We start from the raw sequence: 17,973 nt of genomic DNA, 5'->3' as shown, positions 1-17,973 counted from the left end.
CTGCGCCGAAGCTGAAGGGTGTTGCTGCGGCGAAGCTGAAGGGTGTTGCTGCGGCGGTGCTCAGCTCCCGAAGCGGCCCTCGCCGGTGTCGAGCGGGAGGCTCGGCTGGGCGACCTGCCCGGCCGGCGGGGTGAGCCCGAGGTGCTCCCAGGCCAGGGCCGTGGCGGCCCGTCCGCGTGGGGTGCGGGTGATGAAGCCCTCGCGCACGAGGAACGGCTCGGCGACCGTCTCGACCGTGTCGGCCTCCTCCCCCACGCCCACGGCCAGGGTCGACAGCCCCACCGGGCCACCGCCGAAGCGGCGGCACAGGGAGTCGAGCACGGCGCGGTCGAGCCGGTCCAGGCCACGGTCGTCCACGTCGAAGAGGGCGAGGGCCGCGTGGGCCGCCTCCTCGTCGACGACCTGCCGCCCGTGCACCTGCGCCCAGTCCCGCACGCGGCGGAGCAGGCGGTTGGCGATCCGCGGTGTGCCCCGGGAGCGGCGGGCGATCTCGGTGATGCCGTCGGTGTCGGCCGACACCTCGAGCAACCGGGCCGACCGCTCGAGGATCGTCACGAGGTCCTCGGCGGCGTAGAAGTCGAGGTGGCCGGTGAACCCGAACCGGTCGCGCAGCGGGGCGGGGAGCAGGCCGGCCCGCGTCGTGGCCCCCACGACGGTGAAGGCCGGGAGCTCGAGCGGGATCGCGGTCGCGCCGGGACCCTTGCCGACGATCACGTCGACCCGGAAGTCCTCCATCGCGAGGTAGAGCATCTCCTCGGCGGACCGGGACATCCGGTGGATCTCGTCGAGGAAGAGCACCTCGCCCTCCATCAGCGACGAGAGCACCGCGGCCAGGTCGCCGGCGTGCTGGATCGCCGGGCCGCTCGTGATGCGGATGGGGCGCTCCAGCTCGGTGCCGATCAGCATCGCCAAGGTGGTCTTGCCCAGCCCCGGCGGTCCGGAGAGCAGCACGTGGTCGGGTGGGGTCCCGCGCCGACGGGCCGCCTCGAGCACCAGCGAGAGCTGGTCGCGCACCCGCGTCTGTCCTGTGAACTCGCTCAGGCGCCGGGGTCGCAGGGCTGCCTCGACAGTGCGCTCGTCGGCCTCGCTGTCGGCGTCGACCACGCGCGACGTGGCGTCGATCGAGGAGTCCTCGAACATCTCGGAGGAGAAGCCGTCAGCCATGGCCTAGCGCCCCAGCTCGCGGAGGGCGGCGCGGAGCATCGCCGAGACGTCGGCCCCCGCGGGCGCGGCCTCGGCGGCACGGGACACCGCGTCCTCGGCCTGCTTGGCGGAGTAGCCGAGCCCGACGAGGGCCTCGGCCACCTGGTCGCGCCAGGCGGCGGTGGGGCTTGCCGGGGCCGCGGTCGCGCCGGCGGCCGCGCCGGACGGCATCCCGAGCTTGTCACGCAGCTCGAGCACGATGCGCTCGGCGCCCTTCTTGCCGATGCCCGGCACCTTGGTGAGCGTCGCGAGGTCGGAGCTGGTCACGGCGGCGCGCAGCCGGTCGGGCGCGAGCACGGACAGCATGGCGAGGGCGATCCGGGGCCCGACCCCCGACACGGTCTGCACCTGCTCGAAGATGTCGCGCTCGTCGTCGGAGCCGAAGGCGTAGAGGGTCAGCGAGTCCTCGCGCACGACCAGCGTCGTGGCGAGCAGCGCCTCCTGACCGAGGTGCAGGGCCGACGCGGTCGCCGGGGTGGTGTGCAGCAGCATGCCGACTCCCCCGACCTCGACGACGACGCGGTCGAGGCCGACGTGGCGCACCGCGCCACGGACGCTGGCGATCACCGGGCCACCGCGGCTCGGCCCACCGACCGCAGCCGGGCCTGCTCCGCGCGGGCCGCGTCCTGCAGGCGGCTGGACGCGGCTCCCTGCCACAGGTGGCAGATCGCGATCGCGAGGGCGTCGGCGGCGTCGGCCGGCTTGGGGGCGGACTCCATCCGCAGGATGCGGGTGACCATCGCGGTGACCTGCGCCTTGTCGGCGCGGCCGGAGCCGGTCACCGCGGCCTTCACCGACGTGGGCGTGTGGAGCTCGACCGGCAGCCCGCGCCGGGCGGCGGCGAGCAGCGGGATGGCCGAGGCCTGCATGGTGTGCATGACGCTGGCGACGTTGACGTCGGCGAAGACCTGCTCGACGGCGATCGCGTCGGGCTGGAACCGGTCGAGCCAGGTGTCGAGCTCGGTCTGGAGGTAGAGCAGGCGCTCGGCGGCGGGCTCGGTCGCCGGCGAGCGCACGACCCCGACGGCCACCAGCCGGACCTGTCGGCCACGACCTCCCTCGACCACCCCGATGCCACACCGGGTCAGGCCGGGGTCGACCCCGAGTACGCGCACGACTGCAGCTCCCTCATGTCCGAACAGGTGTTCGGTCAAACGCTACACACCGGCCCGCACCTGCGAGCGCAGCAACACGCCTCTACTCCTCGTCGTCCTCGATCTCGGCGAGCACGTCGTCGCTGATGTCGCCGTTGGCGAAGACGTCCTGCACGTCGTCGGAGTCCTCGAGGGCCTCGATCACGCGGATCATCTTGCGCGCGCCGTCGGCGTCGAGCGGCACCTTGAGGTTGGGGACCCACGACGCCTCGGCGGAGTCGTAGTCGATGCCGGCGTCCTGGACCGCCTTGCGGACGGCCACGAAGTCGGTGGCCTCGGAGATGATCTCGTAGGAGTCGCCGAGGTCGTTGACCTCGTCGGCGCCGGCCTCCAGCACCACCTCGAGGATGTCGTCCTCGGTCTTGTCGCCCTTGGGGACGATGACGACGCCCTTGCGGTCGAAGACGTAGGACACCGAGCCGGGGTCGGCCAGCTGGCCACCGTTGCGGGTCAGCGCAGTGCGCACCTCGGCCGCCGCGCGGTTGCGGTTGTCGGTCAGGCACTCGATGAGCACGGCGACGCCGCCGGGCGCGTAGCCCTCGTAGGTGATCGTCTCCCAGTCGGAGCCGCCAGCCGTCGCACCGGACCCGCGCTTGACCGCGTTGTCGATGTTGGTGTTGGGGACCGAGGTCTTCTTGGCCTTCTGGATGGCGTCGTAGAGCGTCGGGTTGCCGGTCGGGTCACCGCCGCCCGTGCGGGCCGCGACCTCGATGTTCTTGATGAGCTTGGCGAAGAGCTTGCCCCGCTTCGCGTCGATGGCAGCCTTCTTGTGCTTCGTGGTTGCCCATTTGCTGTGGCCGCTCATGCCTTGCCTCTCACGATCTCGACGAACAACTGGTGGAACCGGTGGTCACCGGTCACTTCCGGGTGGAAGGAGGTGGCCATCAGCGACCCCTGACGAACGGCGACGATCCTACCTGCGGCGGGTCCGTCCTCGACGCGGGCCAACACGTCGACGCCCTCCCCCACCTCCTCGACCCATGGCGCGCGGATGAACACGGCACGCATGGGAGCGCCGCCGATGGCGCGGATGTGCAGGTCCTCCTCGAAGGAGTCGACCTGCCGCCCGAACGCGTTGCGCCGCACCGTGATGTCCAGCCCCCCGAGGGTCTGCTGGTCGGGACGCGCGTCGGCGATCCGGTCGGCGAGCATGATCATGCCCGCGCAGGAGCCGTAGGCCGGCATGCCCGCTCCCAGCCGCTCACGCAGCGGGTCGCGCAGCTCGAAGGCCCGGACCAGCTTGTCCATGGTGGTCGACTCGCCCCCCGGGATGATGAGGGCGTCGACCCCGTCGAGCTCGGTCGTGCGACGCACGGTGGTGGCGCGCGCGCCCGCCTGCTCCACGGCATACAGGTGCTCTCGCACGTCACCCTGGACGGCGAGCACTCCGATGGTGGGCTGGTCGGTCACGCCCGGAATGCTACGGCCGCAGGGGCAGCGGCCACGCCCCGGCCTGTCACTGCGCAGGACTGGCCCCCCTACAGTGACGCCATGAGCGAGGTGGTGGTGCGCGAGCGCACTGCGGATGACATCCCGGCCCTGGCCGACGTGCTGGCCGCCCAGCAGCCGCACTCCGGGTACCCCCAGAACTGGCCGCTGCCGTTCCCGGTCGAGTCGTTCATCGCCCGCGCCGACGAGGACGCTGCGTGGGTCGCCGAGCTCGGTGACCGGGTGGTCGGCCACGTGGCCGTGTCGCGGGTCGAGCCCGGGCTCGAGGCCGACCTGTGGACTGCCGGTGCCGGCCGTCCGCGCGAGGAGCTCGCCGCGGTCGCGGTGCTGTTCGTCGACCACACGGTGGTCGGCCGGGGCATCGGCACCGCGCTGCTCGCGACGGCGGTCGACGCGATCCGCGGGTCGGGGCGGACCCCGGTGCTCGACGTCGTGCAGGAGACCGCCTCCGCCGTCGAGCTCTACCGGCGCACCGGCTGGCAGGTGGTCGGCGAGGGGCGTCCCTGGTGGCTCCCCGACGACCACCTCCCGGTGCTGTTCATGGTGCTGCCGGACTGACCTCAGTGGACGCCCGACCCCTACCGCCGAGAAACGAAGTAGGCGTTGAACGGGTCCTGCTCGAGCTCGTACTGGTGCACCTCGGCGAACCCGGCCTCGCGCAGCATCTGGGTCGCGAGCTCGGTCCCCCAGACCGTCCCCAGCCCGTCGCCGTCCTGACCGAGTGACACCGACATGCAGTGCACGGTGGAGATCGCGTAGAGGAAGCTGGCCCACGGCAGCTCCAGGTTGTTCTCCAGGTGGCTGGAGGCCTTGATGTCGACCATCAGGAACGTCCCACCCGGACGTAGCGAGCGCTGGATGTTGGACAGCACCGTCGCCGGGTGCGCCTGGTCGTGGATCGCGTCGAAGGCCGTCACCAGGTCGTAGGCCTCCTCCTCGGCCTCGTTGGCGACGTCGCACTCGACGAACGTCGCGTTGGTCAGGCCCCAGGCCGCGGCCTCGGCGCGGGCCGGGACCAGTGCCTCGGGGCTGAAGTCGAAGCCCCAGAACCGGCTGTTCGGGAACTCGCGCGCCAGCAGGTTCACCGCGTGTCCCTCGCCGCAGCCGATGTCCGCGACGTCGATGCCGGCCCGCAACCGGTCCACGACGCCGGTGAGCGGCACGATGGCGTCGATGAGGGAGGCGTCGTTGACGGCGGCGCTGTCGGCGGCCTGGCCGTCGTGGAAGCCCGGGTAGTCGGCGTAGGCGAGCCCGCCGCCGGTGCGGAAGGTCTCGAGGACCTTCGGCGTGACCTCTCCCATGAGGGTGACCAGGCTCATCGTGCGGGCGATGTTGTCGACGCCCGTCCCGGAGAGGAACGGCGCGTGGTCGGGGCGGATCCGGTAGAGCCGCCCGTCCGGTTCGTACTCCACCCAGCCGGCGGTGACGACGCCGCCGAGCCACTCGCGGACGTACCGCTCGGTCAGGCCGGCCGCATCGGCCACCTGCTCGCTGGTCGCCCACGGGAGCGTGGTGAGGACGTCGAAGAGACCGAGCTGGTGCCCGATGCTCCCGAGGACGGTGATCGCGCCGTCGTTGAGGACCTGGACCATCCGCTCGGCCACGGCCTGCGGGTCCTGGGTGTCCTGCTCCTCGGTCGTCGTGACGGCCGGCTGCTCGAGTGTGGTCATGGTGTGCTCCCTCCGGGTCCGGGTCGACCTCCAGCGGGTGCGACCTCGTGCCGTCGACGCTAGGAGCCGCGGCACTGGCGTCGCGTCGGGCGGATCGTGCAGGTCGCTGCGCCACCAGTGGTGCAGATGGTGCAGACCCAGCGTTCGTCCAGGGTCAGACCGGCTCGCGGGTGGCGATGCCGTGGGTCCGAGCCCACGCGGCGGCGGCGGTGCGGGAGCTCACCCCGGCCTTGAGGTAGATGTTCGCCAGGTGCCGACCGACCGTCTTGTCGCTGATGAACAGCGCCCTGGCCACCTCGCGGTTGCTCGCCCCGGAGGCGACGCAGGCCAGCACCTCGGCCTCGCGCGGCGTGAGCCCGGCGGGCAGCGTCGGCGGCGACAACCGCGCGAGGTCGGTCACCGCGCCCAGCTGGCGGTAGATCTCGTGGGCGCAGGCGAGCTCGGCGCGGGCCGCGGTGTCACGGCCGAGCAGCCGGTGTGCTTCCGCGAGCCCTTCGTGGACCTGGGCGCTCGCGTAGCGGTAGCGCTGGTCGCGGTAGACCTGGGCCGCGAGCTCGAGGTGCGGGACCGCCTCCTCCGGACGCGACTCGGCCAGGAGCACCGAGGCCCGCGCGCGGGCCGCCCCGGCCAGCATGCCAGGGGTGCCGTAGCGCTCGGCCGTGGCCTCGGCCTCCTCGGCGAGCGAGTGGGCGTATGCCGCGTCGCCGGCCTCCAGGGCCAGCCCCACCGCCGCGGGGAGCAGGCGGGCGCGCTCGAGTCGGCCGCGCTGACCGAGGCTGGCCCGGAGGGAGGCCAGTCCCGCCGACGGACCGGAGGCAGCGCGGGCCAGGAGCGCCAGGCCCGGCTGGGGGTCGACCCCCAGCGCGAGTGCCGCGTCGAAGGCCTCCCTCGCCGGGCCGACCTGGCCACGCAGCCGTCGCACCTCACCGAGCTCGTGGTACCCGGCACCGGCGAGCCAGCCGTGCGACCCGATCAGTCCCTCGCTGCGCTGCCCCAGCTCGCTCTCCACGACGTCCCAGCCGCCCTCCGCGGCGATCAGCTGGAGCTGGTGGATCCTGGTCACCCCTGCATACATGAAGGTCTGGGACTGGGGGATCGCCCAGCGTTCCAGCGCATCGGTCCAGGCTCGCACCCGGGCCAGGTCACCGAGGCCCTCGCAGAGGTGGATCACCGAGCAGTAGATGTCCCCGGACCAGAGCGCGGGCACCTGGCCGGCCAGCACCGGGAGCATCGCCTCGTCGAGGTCGCCGAAGCCCTCCCTCGGGTGCCCGTCCCGCACCGCCGCGACCCCGGACAGCACGAGGGCGAAGCAGGCCAGCGCTGGGTCGTCGAACGCCGCGGCCATGCTGGACAGCATGGCGGCGGCCTCGTGGGCCGGCCCGGAGTCACCCTCGGCGTCCATCGCGATGGTCGCCTCGAGATAGGCGAGGTAGCCGTGGTCGGCGGACGGGGCCAGGCCGGCGAGCAGCTTGCGGGCCCGGTTGAGCCAGCCGGAGGCGACCTCGATGTCTCCGCGGGTCACCCACTCGAGAGTGAGCGTGAGCGCCTGGTGGGCGGCACCCGCCGGGTCACCGGCATCCACCCGTCGTCGGTAGACCTCCTCGGACGCGGCCATCGACGCGGCGCCGTCGCCGCGCCACCAGGCCTGGTCGGCCTCGCGCTCCAGCTCCTCGATGGTGAGTGCGCCCGCCATGTCCACCTCCCAGCGTCAGGGTACGCCGGACCCCCCCTCGAAACCGGGGTCCTCGGGGCCCTGACATCGCCGGCCACCGCCCCGATAGGTTGCGGACATGACCGACCTCGCCGCCCGCGCTCGCGACCTCGACGCGCAGCACTCAGCCACTGACCGACGCAGCGCCTTCCGCATCCCCGAGGGCGTGATCTACCTCGACGGCAACTCGCTGGGGGCACTGTCGGTCGAGGCCGAGCGGACGGCCGCCGACGTGGTGGCGCGGCAGTGGGGCGAGCAGCTCATCCGGGCCTGGAACGAGTCCGACTGGTGGGGTGCGCCCGAGCGCGTGGGTGACCGCATCGGCTCGCTCGTGGGCGCCGCTCCCGGCCAGGTCGTCGTGACCGACTCGACCTCGGTCAACCTCTTCAAGACCATCGTCGCCGCGTCCCGGATGCGGCCGGGACGCAGCACGGTGCTGACCGACCCGGACTCGTTCCCGACCGACGTCTACATCGCCCGCTCGGCCTGCGACCTGCTCGGCCTGACCCTCGAGCTCGTGCCGACCCCGGAGGCGCCGGCCCGGATCGCCGAGCTGGGCGAGTCGCTGGCCCTGGCCGCCTACTCGCAGGTCGACTACCGCACCGGCGAGCAGTGGGACCTACCCGCCCTCACCCGGGCCGCCCACGCCGTCGGCGCCCTGGTCTGCTGGGACCTGTGCCACTCCGCGGGCGCCATGCCGGTGGGGCTGGACGATGGCGGCGCCGACCTGGCGGTGGGCTGCGGCTACAAGTACCTCAGCGGTGGCCCGGGCGCGCCGGCCTTCATCTACGTCCGGCGCGAGCACCTGGCCGCGTTCGACAACCCGCTGTCGGGGTGGCAGGGCCACGCCAACCCGTTCGGGATGTCCACCGACTACGCCCCCGCGGCCAGCATCACCCGCGCCAGGGTCGGCACCGCTCCCCTGCTCAGCCTGCTCACGCTGGAAGGTGCGCTCACGGCATACGACGGGCTCTCGATCGAGGACGTGCGGGCCCGGTCGCTCTCGCTGACGGGGCTGTTCATCGAGGCGCTCGACGCCCTGGGCGTCGAGCTCCCCCTCGCGACGCCCCGCGACGGGGCGCGACGCGGCTCGCAGGTGAGCCTGCGACACCCGGAGGCGTATGCCGTGGTGCAGGCGCTCATCGCGCGCGGCGTCATCGGCGACTTCCGTGAGGTCGACATCGTGCGGCTGGGCTTCAGCCCGCTCTACCTCTCGCACGCCGACGTGGTCGCGGCCGCCGAGCACGTCGCGGCGGTGCTGGAGGGTCGCGAGTACGAGCGCGACGAGTTCCGCGCCCGCAGCACCGTCACCTGACCCCACCCGGCCCAGCTTTATCGGGTCAAGGGACAAGGTTGACCCTCACTCGACTTCGGAAGCCGAGTGAGGGTCAAGGTTCTTGCCAGACCCGATAAAGCTGCGGGTCGGGGGTGGGCTACCAGCCGCGCTCGGCGAGGCGGTGCGGCTCGGGGATCTCGTCGACGTTGATGCCGACCATCGCCTCGCCCAGACCGCGCGAGACCTTGGCGATCACGTCGGGGTCGTCGAAGAAGGTGGTCGCCTTGACGATCGCCTCGGCGCGCTGGGCCGGGTTGCCGGACTTGAAGATGCCGGAACCGACGAAGACACCCTCGGCGCCGAGCTGCATCATCATCGCCGCGTCGGCCGGGGTCGCGATGCCACCGGCGGTGAACAGCACGACGGGGAGCTTGCCGAGCTCGGCGACCTCCTTGACCAGGTCATAGGGCGCCTGGAGCTCCTTGGCCGCGACGAACAGCTCGTCCTCGGGCAGATTCTGGAGCTTGCGGATCTGCTGGCGGATCTGGCGCATGTGCGTGGTGGCGTTGGAGACGTCGCCGGTGCCGGCCTCACCCTTGGAGCGGATCATCGCCGCGCCCTCGGTGATCCGGCGCAGGGCCTCACCCAGGTTGGTCGCACCACAGACGAAGGGCACCGTGAAGTTCCACTTGTCGATGTGGTTGGCGTAGTCGGCCGGGGTCAGCACCTCGGACTCGTCGATGTAGTCGACCCCGAGGGACTGCAGGACCTGGGCCTCGACGAAGTGGCCGATGCGGGCCTTGGCCATGACCGGGATCGAGACGGCCTCGATGATGCCGTCGATCATGTCGGGGTCGGACATCCGCGAGACGCCACCCTGGGCGCGGATGTCGGCCGGGACGCGCTCGAGCGCCATCACGGCGACGGCTCCGGCGTCCTCGGCGATCTTGGCCTGCTCGACGTTGACGACGTCCATGATGACGCCGCCCTTGAGCATCTCGGCCATGCCGCGCTTCACGCGCGGCGTGCCGGTGGTGGGCTGGCTGGGGCTGCTGGTGTCCGCGGACATGGGGTCACTCCAAGAATGTGCAGGGCGCAGCGCGGGGAACGCGCTTCACACCCGAGTTTAGTGGGTCCCGACGGCACCCCCGACCCCGGCTCGGTCTCGCACTTCGGGCCACCCATGCAGCACCAGGGCCCGGAATGCAGCCGCGGAGCAGCACCAGTGGCCAGAAGTGGCGGGACGACAGGCGGGTATGCCGCGCGGCCGGGAACGCGGGTGCGCTCAGTCGCGGACGGCGGGGGGCAGCTCGTCGTCGAACTCGACGGTGCGCGGCAGGTCGGCGTGCCCGGCCAGCCGGAACAGCCGAACCACGGGCTTGCGGCGGACCCGACGCACGTCGGTCACCGCGTCGTTGAGGAACCGCCGGGCCAGCTGGACGCGCACCCCGGCCGCCTCGACCCGCTGGAGCGCGCTGGCCCCGAGGGCGTCGGTGCCCTCCGCCCGCAGGTCGGCCACGACCTCCGCGGTCAGGGCTGCCTGGAGCGCCTCGGTGAGGTCGCTCTCGAGGACCTCGCGCGCCCCGAAGCTCTGGCCGTCCAGCAGGTCGTCCTCGAGCGCCCGCTCGTTGTGCGCCTCCAAGGACTCCGAGGCCGCCCCCGCCAGCATCAGGGCGCTGGCGGGGTCGACGGCTCCCGAGTTGGCCAGCTCGAGGGTGGCCTCGGCCCGACGCACGAGCTGGGCGTCCAGCGCCGACAGCGCACCCTCGGCCCGGGTGTGGAGACGGTCCAGGCGTGCTGCGCTGTAGGAGAGGTACCAGGCGACGCCGAGCAGCACCGCCACCACGACGACACCCCAGGTGAGTGAGTCCATCAGTCCTCGCCTCCTCGACGGCCGCGCAGCAGCCGGGTCCATCGGGTGTCCACGGAGGCCTCGGCCCGCAGCTCGTCGGTCCCGTGGGTGACGGTGTCGTAGACCGCCATGACGTCCTCGGCCACGACCGACCAGTCGAAGACCCAGGCCCGCCGGTGCCCGGCGTCCCCCAGGCGTTCGCGTTCGGTGCGGTCACCGAGGAGCCGCACCAGGTGGCGGGCGAGGTCGGCGCTGTCCTCGTTGGCGAAGGTGCAGCCGGCCTGCCCACCGTCCAGGACGCGGACGAAGGCCGGCAGGTTGCTCGCCACGACGGGGGCCCCGGCGCTCATCGCCTCGACCAGCACGATGCCGAAGCTCTCGCCGCCGGTGTGGGGCGCCACGTAGAGGTCGACGGACGAGAGCAGCGCCGCCTTGTCCTCGTCACTGACCATGCCCAGGAACTCGGTGGCCGCGGCGACCGCCGGGTCGAGGCGTTCGCGGGCGGCCTCGACGTCACCCGGCCCGGCGACCAGGACGCGGGCGCCGGGGTGCTTCGCCAGCACCGCGGGCATGGCGGCAGCCAGCACCGGGAGTCCCTTGCGGGGCTCGTCGATCCGGCCGAGGAAAGCGATGGTCGGGGTGGTGTCGGTGCCGGTCCAGCGTTCGGCCGGCACGGCGTCGGCGAAGCGAGCGACGTTGACCCCGTTGGGGATCACGACGGCGTCGCCCCCCAGGTGGGTGGTGACGGTGCGCCGAGCGTCCTCGGACACGGCGATCCGCCCGTTGATCTTCTCCAGGCTGGGGCGCAGCAACGGGTAGGCCGCCTGCATCGCCCTGGACCGCAGGTTCGAGGTGTGGAAGGTCGCCACGACGGGGCCTTCGGCGGACCAGAGCGCCAACAACGAGATGCTGGGCGTGACCGGCTCGTGGATGTGGAGGACGTCGAAGTCGCCTGCCTCCAACCAGCGACCGACCCTGGCGGCAGTCAGCGGCCCGAAGTTCAGCCTGGCGACGGAGCCGTTGTAGCGCACCGGGACCGCCCGCCCGACAGACTCGACGTAGCCGGGCAATGGGGTGTCCTCGTCGGCGGGGGCGAGCACCGAGGCGTGGTGACCCTGGCCGAGGAAGTGCTCCGCGAGGTCGCGGACGTGGAACTGCACCCCGCCCGGCACGTCGAACGAGTAGGGGCAGACGATGCCGATCCTCATGGCCACGTCCTGGTCACGCGATCCGCCGGCGGGGACTCGTCGACGCTCGGCGTGAGGTCGTCGAGGAACACGCGCTGCAGCATGTGCCAGTCAGCCGTGTGCTCGACGATGGCGGCGCCGAGCGCGTCCGCGCACTGCTGCGTCATGGCCACCGCCTTCGCGCGGGTCGCCCCCGTGGTCGGCACCTCGACGCGGTCGTGGAACGTGATGACGGTGCGGTGCTTCCAGCTCGGCCGGTCGAGGCGCTCGTAGTGGATCGACACGGGGTGCAGGGCCGCACCCGTCGCCAGGGCCAGGGCGGCCGGGCCCGCGGCCATCTTCGAGCGGTGACCGCACAGGTCCACCTCGACACCGCGGTCGGTGAGGTCGCGGTCGGCCAGCAGGGGCATCAGCACCGGCTTGGTCAGGTGACCCCGGAGCTGGGCGAAGACGTCACCACCGCCGGTCAGCGGCAGGATCGTCATGCCGAGCGACTCCCGGAAGGCGAGGAACTCGGCATACACCTCCTCGGGCTCGAGGCGCTCGGCGACGGTCACGACCGGCGCGAGGTCGGTCGTGCCCCAGGCGCCGGCGAGGTCCCAGTTGCCGAGGTGACCGAGGAAGCACACGACGGGGCGCCCGGCGGCGAGCTCGGCTCGCACCGGCCCGTCGCCCTCGACCCGCACCGACGCGGCCACGTCTTCCGCACTGCGGTCGGGCAGTCGGAACGCCTCGCAGTAGTAGCGCAGGTAGGACCGCATGCCCTCGCGCACCAGGCTGTCGAGCGCGGACTCGTCGAGGTCGGGGCGCACTCTCGCGTAGTTGCTCCGCAGCCGTTGCACGCCCTTGCCGCCACGGGCGGTGGTGAGGTCGGCGAGCTGCTCGAAGACCGTGTATGCCGTGCGCTCGGGGAGCCGTCGGACGGCGCCCCACCCGAGGCGGTACCCGCTGACGGCGAGGAGGTCGCCCAGCCCGGTCATGACACCAGCCCGGTCAGGAGGTCTGGCCGAGCGCCTGCTGGCGCACGAGCAGCATCCGCTGGAAGACGGTGACGAGACTGGCGACCGCGAGCAGGGCGAGCACGATGGTGAGGACGACCTCGGGCAGCCCCAGTCCCACGAGCCCGGTGATCACGAGGACCGCCACGAGGCGGTCGGCGCGCTCGGCGATCCCGACGTTGGCGGTGAAGCCGAGCCCCTCGGCCCGGGCCTTCGCGTAGGAGACGACGCTGCCGAGGATGAGGCAGGCCAGCGCCAGACCGGCCATCAGGAAGTCGTCGCCCTTCCCGGCATACCAGAGCACGAGCCCGCCGAAGATGGCCGAGTCGCCCACGCGGTCGAGGGTCGAGTCGAGGTAGGCGCCCCACTTGCCGGACCGGCCGGACATCCGCGCCATGACGCCGTCGACGGTGTCGGAGAAGACGAACAGCGTGATGACGACGGTGCCCCAGAAGAACTCGTGGCGCGGGTAGAACGCCAGCGCGCCGGCACACACGCCGAGCGTGCCGACGACGGTCACCACGTCAGGGCTGATGCCCAGCTTGAGGAGCAGCCGGGCGACCGGGGTGAAGATCTTCGTGAAGAGGGCGCGTGCGTACTTGTTGAGCATGGTGGGGTCAGCCTACTGAGGCTGAGCCCGACTTCCCGGCCACCGTGCCGTCCGGCAGGTGTGCCGGTGCGCACGCGGGCGTCCCGCCCGGAAGGGCATAGCGGTGGTCGGCGACCCACGTGTAGACGCGGCCGGCCAGCCAGCGCACCCCCGGCAGCGTGACCAGGTGGCCGAGCGGCCGCCACGGTGGGGCGCCGTGCTTGAGCCCTTCGGCGATGGCGAGGTGGGCCGCCGCGACGGAGCCGTCGGGGCGCACGAACTGGGCGGCCTCGATGCAGTCGGCCTCGGTCAGGCCGAAGCGGGCGAGGTCGACCTGCTGCCAGGGTTTGATGTCGTAGCGGTCGCGACGGTCGACCCACCGGGTCGCGAACCGCGCACTGGTCGTGCAGAACCCGCAGTCGCCGTCGAAGATGAGCAGTCCCCGCTCCATGTCCATGGTTCCAGTCTGTCACCCGCATGGGAGCATGACCGCGTGAGGGGGACGTCCAGGCCGTTGGGTCCGTATGCCGTGTTGTGGCGGCTCGCCGTGACCGCGGCGGTGGTGACGACGGTCTGCCTCGGCACGTGGGTGGGCGACGACGACTGGTGGCCGTTCGCCCCGATGTCGCAGTACGCCTTCTCGGTGCGCAACGACGGGGTCATCAACTCCCTGACGATGGACGCCCTGACCGTGGACGGCGAGGTCGTGCGGGTGCCGCTGTCCAAGGAGATGATCGGCATCGAGCGGGCCGAGATCGAGGGCCAGGCTCCGCGGATCATCGCCCACCCCGAGCTGCTGCAGGACATCGCCGTGCTGCACGCGCGCCGCCTCCCCCACCAGCCCGCGTACGTCGTGATCTACCTGCGCAACACGTCCACGCAGATCGGCACCGGCGCGACCACCATCTACACGCTGGCGACGTGGCAGGTCCGTGACCCGTTGCAGCCCAAGCCCTCTGGCCTGCCAGGGGGTGCGCGGTGAACCGTGTCGAGAGGTTCTTCGCCCCGGAGCTCCCGCTCGCGCGGGTGGCCTGGCTGCGGGTCTTCGTCTACGCCTTCGTGTGGCTCGACGTGCTGTGGATCGTCACCGACCCGATCCCGCACGGCGACGTGCCCCCGAGCCTCTACCGCGGGCTGGAGGTGCGCACGCTGCTTCACCTGCCGGCCCCCTCCCACGACTACGTCCGGGTGCTGCTGGCCGTGGTGCTGGTCAGCTCTGCCATCGCGGTCACCGGCCGCCTGCCACGACTCGCTGGGTGGGTGTGTGCCGTCGGCATGCTCGACTGGGTGAGCAACGCGTTCGCCTACTCCAAGGTCGACCACGACCACTTCGCCCTCGTGGTGGCGTTGTTCGTCCTGCCGACCGTCGGCCGGGCCCGTCTCTCCGATGTCGACGTGCAGTCGCAGGCCGCCGGCTGGGCGATCCGCATGGTGCAGATCAGCGCGGTGTCGATCTACTTCCTGTCGGCCAGCGCCAAGATGCGCTTCGGTGGCTGGGGCTGGGCCAACGGCGCGACGCTCATCTGGGCGCTCACCCGTCGTCCCAACGGCATCGGGCCCTGGGTCGGGTCACACCCGGCGCTCACCCATGCGTTGCAGTGGGTCGTCCTGGTGGCCGAGTTCACCTCGCCGATCCTGTTGTGGCTCAAGGGAAGAGCGCTGTATGCCGCGTTGCTCTTCTGGGCCGGTTTCCACCTCAGCACCTACGTGATGCTGAAGATCCACTTCCTGCCGCTGGTGGTCTGCCTGCTCAGCTTCCTGCCACTGGAGCGGCTGCCCCACCCGGCCACGCTGCGACGAGCCGTGACCGCACGTCCTCGAGGAGCATCGGCAGCGCCTTCGTCTGTCCGATGACCGGCAGGAAGTTCGAGTCACCACCCCAGCGCGGGACGATGTGCTGGTGCAGGTGGGCCTGCACCCCCGCGCCGGCGACGGCTCCCTGGTTCATGCCGATGTTGTAACCGTGCGGCCCGGACGCGGCGTCGATCGCGGCGATGGCCTCCTTGGTCAGCCGGGTGAACTCGCTGGTCTCTTCGTCGGTCAGCTCGACGTAGAGCGAGACGTGGCGGTAGGGGCAGACCAGGACGTGGCCGGGGTTGTAGGGGAACAGGTTCATCACGACGTAGCAGGTGCTGCCGCGGTGCACGATGAGGCCGGTCTGGTCGTCCTTGTCCGGCGCTGCGCAGAACGGGCAGCCGTCACCGGCGTCCTCGCTGGGGCGCTCCCCCGTGACGTAGGCCATCCGGTGCGGGGTCCAGAGGCGCTCGAAGCCGTCCTTGGCACCGGCGAACTCCGTGTCGGGCTGCATCGCGTCCGTCATGTCGTGATCCTATGAGGCGTGCCCGAGACCGCCTCCGAGCCCACCATCCGTCGCGCCGTACCCGACGACGCCGTCGAGCTGGCCGAGCTGTTCTGGCGGGTGCGGGAGCAGTCGGTGCCGGCGATCCCCATGATCGCCCACCCCCGCGAGACCGTGCTGCCGTTCGTGCGCGAGGTCCTGCTGCCCGACTTCGAGGTCCACGTCGCCGTCCTCGACGGACGGATGATCGGCTTCCTCGCCCTCATGGCGCCCGACCAGCTCGGCCACCTCTACCTCGACCACTCGCACACGGGGGAGGGCCTGGGCAGCCGTCTCGTCGACCTCGCCAAGGAGCGCTTCCCGGACGGGCTGCGGCTGTGGGCCTTCCAGGACAACCACGACGCGCTGCGCTTCTACCGTCGACACGGGTTCGTCGCGGTCGAGTGGACCGACGGTGACAACGAGGAGCACGCCCCGGACGTGCTCATGACGTGGTCTCCCACAGCACCCGACGGCACCTGACGGCGCCGGTCCGCCCCGACTACACCTGACGGCGTGAGGCGACGGCCTCGAGGACCTCGGCGATCGCGTCCGCGATCGGCACCCCGTTCTTCTGCTCGCCGTTGCGGTAGCGGAAGGACACGGCGTTCTTGGCCCGGTCCTCCTCACCGGCGATGAGGACGAACGGCACCTTCGACTTCGAGGCGTTGCGGATCTTCTTCGGGAACCGGTCGTCGCTCTCGTCGAGCTCGACCCGGATGCCCTTGGCCTTCATCTGCGAGAGCACGTCCCACAGGTAGTCGTTGAAGTCCTCGGCGACCGGGATCCCCACCACCTGCACCGGGGACAGCCAGACCGGGAAGGCGCCCGCGTAGTGCTCGACGAGCACGCCGATGAAGCGCTCGATCGAGCCGAACTTCGCCGAGTGGATCATCACCGGCTGCTTGCGGGTGCCGTCCGACGCCTGGTACTCGAGACCGAACCGCGCGGGCTGGTTGAAGTCGTACTGGATGGTCGACATCTGCCAGGTGCGGCCGATGGCGTCCCGCGCCTGCACCGAGATCTTGGGGCCGTAGTAGGCCGCGCCACCGGGGTCGGGCACCAGCTCGAGCCCGGACTCCTCAGCCACCTGCTCGAGCACCGCGGTCGCGACCTCCCACTCCTCGTCGGACCCGATGAACTTGTCCTTCTTGTCGCCCTCGGTGTCGCGGGTCGACAGCTCGAGGTAGAAGTCGTCGAGGCCGAAGTCGCGGAACAGGCCGAGGCAGAAGTCGAGCAGGTGCTTGACCTCGCCCGGCGCCTGCTCGGCGGTGACGTAGGAGTGCGAGTCGTCCTGGGTCATGCCGCGCACCCGGGTCAGACCGTGGACCACGCCGGACTTCTCGAACCGGTAGACCGAGCCGAACTCGAACAACCGCAACGGCAGCTCGCGGTAGGACCGCCCGCGCGAGCGGAAGATGAGGTTGTGCATCGGGCAGTTCATCGCCTTGAGGCGGTACTCGGTGCCCTCGAACTCCATCGGCGGGAACATGGTGTCGGCGTAGTAGGGCAGGTGGCCCGAGGTGTGGAACAGCCCGTCCTTGCTGATGTGGGGGGTCCCGACGTACTCGAAGCCCTCCTCGATGTGGCGGCGGCGGACGTAGTCCTCCATCTCGCGCTTGATGATCCCGCCCTTGGGGTGGAACACCGCGAGACCCGAGCCGAGCTCGTCGGGGAAGCTGAAGAGGTCGAGCTCGGCGCCGAGCTTGCGGTGGTCGCGCTTCTCGGCCTCGGCGAGCCGGTCGAGGTAGGCCTTGAGCTCGTCCTTGGTCGGCCACGCGGTGCCGTAGACCCGCTGGAGCTGCGGGTTCTTCTCGCTGCCACGCCAGTAGGCGCCGCCGCTGCGCATCAGCTTGAACGCGTTGCCGAGCACCTTGGTCGACGGCACGTGCGGGCCACGGCACAGGTCGCCCCACGCCCGTGAGCCGTCCCGCTTGAGGTTGTCGTAGATGGTGAGCTGGGCGCCACCGACCTCGACGTCAGCGCCCTCCGCAGCATCGCCGGCCGCGCCGCCCTTGAGCCCGATCAGCTCGATCTTGTAGGGCTCGTCGGCGAGCTCGGCGGCTGCCTCCTGGTCGGTGACCTCGCGACGGGCGAAGGTCTGGCCCTCGTTGACGATGCGCTGCATGACCTTCTCGAGCGCCTTGAGGTCCTCGGGGGTGAACGGCTCGGCAACGTCGAAGTCGTAGTAGAAGCCGTCGCGCACCGGCGGCCCGATGCCCAGCTTGGCCTTGGGGTTGACCTCCTGCACGGCCTGCGCCAGCACGTGGGCAGCGCTGTGCCGCAGGACGTCCAGGCCGTCCTGCTCCTGGGCGGTGACCGGCTCGACGGCGTCGCCGTCGGACAGCACGTGGGCCAGGTCGCGGAGCTCACCGTTGACCCGTGCGACGAGGACGGCGCGGTCACCCTCGAACAGCTCGGCAGCGGTCGTCTGCTCCGGCACCGATCGCTCGTCTCCAGCGACGTTGACGGTGATCTGGGCAGACATGGTGGTGGCTTCTCCTGCTGGTCGGGTGATGGGGCTGTCGGTATGCCGCGCGCGGAGG

At 71.5% G+C, this 17,973-nt stretch carries 20 protein-coding genes; 5 read left to right on the top strand and 15 right to left on the bottom strand.

The annotated features are described in order from the left end of the window. Nucleotides 1-60: 60 nt before the first annotated feature. From ruvB to pdxT, 5 genes are all read right to left on the bottom strand, one after another. Entirely contained in the window at nt 61-1,164 is a 1,104-nt protein-coding gene (gene ruvB / locus ASG91_RS02070) for a Holliday junction branch migration DNA helicase RuvB (protein ID WP_056920931.1), read from the bottom strand. A gap of 3 nt (nt 1,165-1,167) precedes the next feature. Further along, nucleotides 1,168-1,770, bottom strand: a complete 603-nt coding sequence (gene ruvA, locus ASG91_RS02065; protein WP_056920930.1) for a Holliday junction branch migration protein RuvA — start codon at nt 1,768-1,770, stop codon at nt 1,168-1,170. Further along, nucleotides 1,767-2,318 (bottom strand): crossover junction endodeoxyribonuclease RuvC, encoded by a 552-nt coding sequence (gene ruvC / locus ASG91_RS02060; protein WP_056920929.1) that lies wholly within the window; start codon nt 2,316-2,318, stop codon nt 1,767-1,769. Before ruvC ends, ruvA begins: the two co-directional genes overlap by 4 nt. A gap of 82 nt (nt 2,319-2,400) precedes the next feature. Then, nucleotides 2,401-3,162 carry a YebC/PmpR family DNA-binding transcriptional regulator gene (locus ASG91_RS02055; protein ID WP_056920928.1) on the bottom strand — a complete coding sequence of 254 codons (762 nt, stop codon included), beginning with the start codon at nt 3,160-3,162 and terminating at the stop codon, nt 2,401-2,403. Continuing rightward, nucleotides 3,159-3,767 carry a pyridoxal 5'-phosphate synthase glutaminase subunit PdxT gene (pdxT, locus tag ASG91_RS02050; protein WP_056920927.1) on the bottom strand — a complete coding sequence of 203 codons (609 nt, stop codon included), beginning with the start codon at nt 3,765-3,767 and terminating at the stop codon, nt 3,159-3,161. Before pdxT ends, ASG91_RS02055 begins: the two co-directional genes overlap by 4 nt. A gap of 81 nt (nt 3,768-3,848) precedes the next feature. On the opposite strand from pdxT, the gene ASG91_RS02045 reads away from it, so the two are divergent. Further along, complete coding sequence (locus tag ASG91_RS02045) at nt 3,849-4,364, top strand: GNAT family N-acetyltransferase (RefSeq protein WP_056920926.1); 516 nt, start codon at nt 3,849-3,851, stop codon at nt 4,362-4,364. 20 nt (nt 4,365-4,384) lie between these two features. Here the strand turns inward: ASG91_RS02045 and ASG91_RS02040 are convergent, their stop codons facing one another. Both ASG91_RS02040 and ASG91_RS02035 read right to left on the bottom strand, forming a co-directional pair. Beyond that, a complete protein-coding gene (locus ASG91_RS02040; RefSeq protein WP_056920925.1) occupies nt 4,385-5,476 on the bottom strand; it encodes a class I SAM-dependent methyltransferase in 1,092 nt (363 codons plus the stop codon). 154 nt (nt 5,477-5,630) lie between these two features. Next, entirely contained in the window at nt 5,631-7,169 is a 1,539-nt protein-coding gene (locus tag ASG91_RS02035) for a helix-turn-helix transcriptional regulator (RefSeq protein WP_056920924.1), read from the bottom strand. Nucleotides 7,170-7,266: 97 nt separating this feature from the next. Between ASG91_RS02035 and kynU the strand changes: the two genes are divergently transcribed. Next, nucleotides 7,267-8,502, top strand: coding sequence for a kynureninase (gene kynU / locus ASG91_RS02030; protein ID WP_056920923.1), 1,236 nt, complete (start codon nt 7,267-7,269; stop codon nt 8,500-8,502). 118 nt (nt 8,503-8,620) lie between these two features. Here kynU and pdxS read toward each other — a convergent pair whose 3' ends face one another. The 6 genes from pdxS to ASG91_RS02000 all read right to left on the bottom strand — a co-directional run bounded on the left by pdxS (nt 8,621) and on the right by ASG91_RS02000 (nt 13,546). Then, a complete protein-coding gene (pdxS, locus tag ASG91_RS02025; RefSeq protein WP_056920922.1) occupies nt 8,621-9,532 on the bottom strand; it encodes a pyridoxal 5'-phosphate synthase lyase subunit PdxS in 912 nt (303 codons plus the stop codon). Nucleotides 9,533-9,748: 216 nt separating this feature from the next. Continuing rightward, on the bottom strand, nt 9,749-10,336 hold the full coding sequence (locus ASG91_RS02020) for a hypothetical protein (RefSeq protein WP_056920921.1): 588 nt from the start codon (nt 10,334-10,336) through the stop codon (nt 9,749-9,751). Further along, nucleotides 10,336-11,523, bottom strand: a complete 1,188-nt coding sequence (locus ASG91_RS02015) for a glycosyltransferase family 4 protein (RefSeq protein ID WP_056920920.1) — start codon at nt 11,521-11,523, stop codon at nt 10,336-10,338. The genes ASG91_RS02020 and ASG91_RS02015 overlap by 1 nt, the downstream gene beginning before the upstream one ends. Beyond that, nucleotides 11,520-12,482 carry a phosphatidylinositol mannoside acyltransferase gene (locus tag ASG91_RS02010; RefSeq protein ID WP_056920919.1) on the bottom strand — a complete coding sequence of 321 codons (963 nt, stop codon included), beginning with the start codon at nt 12,480-12,482 and terminating at the stop codon, nt 11,520-11,522. The genes ASG91_RS02015 and ASG91_RS02010 overlap by 4 nt, the downstream gene beginning before the upstream one ends. Nucleotides 12,483-12,495: 13 nt before the next feature. Next, nucleotides 12,496-13,110, bottom strand: coding sequence for a phosphatidylinositol phosphate synthase (gene pgsA / locus ASG91_RS02005; protein ID WP_056920918.1), 615 nt, complete (start codon nt 13,108-13,110; stop codon nt 12,496-12,498). A gap of 7 nt (nt 13,111-13,117) precedes the next feature. Beyond that, nucleotides 13,118-13,546, bottom strand: coding sequence for a thiol-disulfide oxidoreductase DCC family protein (locus ASG91_RS02000; RefSeq protein ID WP_082593834.1), 429 nt, complete (start codon nt 13,544-13,546; stop codon nt 13,118-13,120). Between the two features lie 36 nt (nt 13,547-13,582). Here ASG91_RS02000 and ASG91_RS01995 point away from each other — a divergent pair, with 36 nt between their 5' ends. After that, a complete protein-coding gene (locus tag ASG91_RS01995) occupies nt 13,583-14,071 on the top strand; it encodes a hypothetical protein (RefSeq protein WP_157605935.1) in 489 nt (162 codons plus the stop codon). Then, nucleotides 14,068-14,943, top strand: coding sequence for a hypothetical protein (locus tag ASG91_RS01990; RefSeq protein ID WP_200961202.1), 876 nt, complete (start codon nt 14,068-14,070; stop codon nt 14,941-14,943). Before ASG91_RS01995 ends, ASG91_RS01990 begins: the two co-directional genes overlap by 4 nt. Here the strand turns inward: ASG91_RS01990 and ASG91_RS01985 are convergent. After that, on the bottom strand, nt 14,840-15,409 hold the full coding sequence (locus ASG91_RS01985; RefSeq protein ID WP_056920915.1) for an HIT domain-containing protein: 570 nt from the start codon (nt 15,407-15,409) through the stop codon (nt 14,840-14,842). The two genes, ASG91_RS01990 and ASG91_RS01985, sit on opposite strands and share 104 nt — an antisense overlap. A gap of 18 nt (nt 15,410-15,427) precedes the next feature. On the opposite strand from ASG91_RS01985, the gene ASG91_RS01980 reads away from it, so the two are divergent. Then, the gene (locus ASG91_RS01980) at nt 15,428-15,910 is read left to right on the top strand and encodes a GNAT family N-acetyltransferase (RefSeq protein WP_056920914.1); all 483 of its coding nucleotides are present in this window, start codon (nt 15,428-15,430) and stop codon (nt 15,908-15,910) included. Nucleotides 15,911-15,929: 19 nt separating this feature from the next. Here the strand turns inward: ASG91_RS01980 and thrS are convergent, their stop codons facing one another. Next, entirely contained in the window at nt 15,930-17,915 is a 1,986-nt protein-coding gene (gene thrS, locus ASG91_RS01975) for a threonine--tRNA ligase (RefSeq protein WP_056920913.1), read from the bottom strand. Nucleotides 17,916-17,973 lie beyond the last annotated feature (58 nt).

This window comes from Phycicoccus sp. Soil802 (assembly GCF_001429605.1).
Lineage (GTDB): Bacteria > Actinomycetota > Actinomycetes > Actinomycetales > Dermatophilaceae > Pedococcus.
Note: the sequence above shows the minus strand (reverse complement) of the source record. Positions and strands in the feature narration are given on the sequence as shown.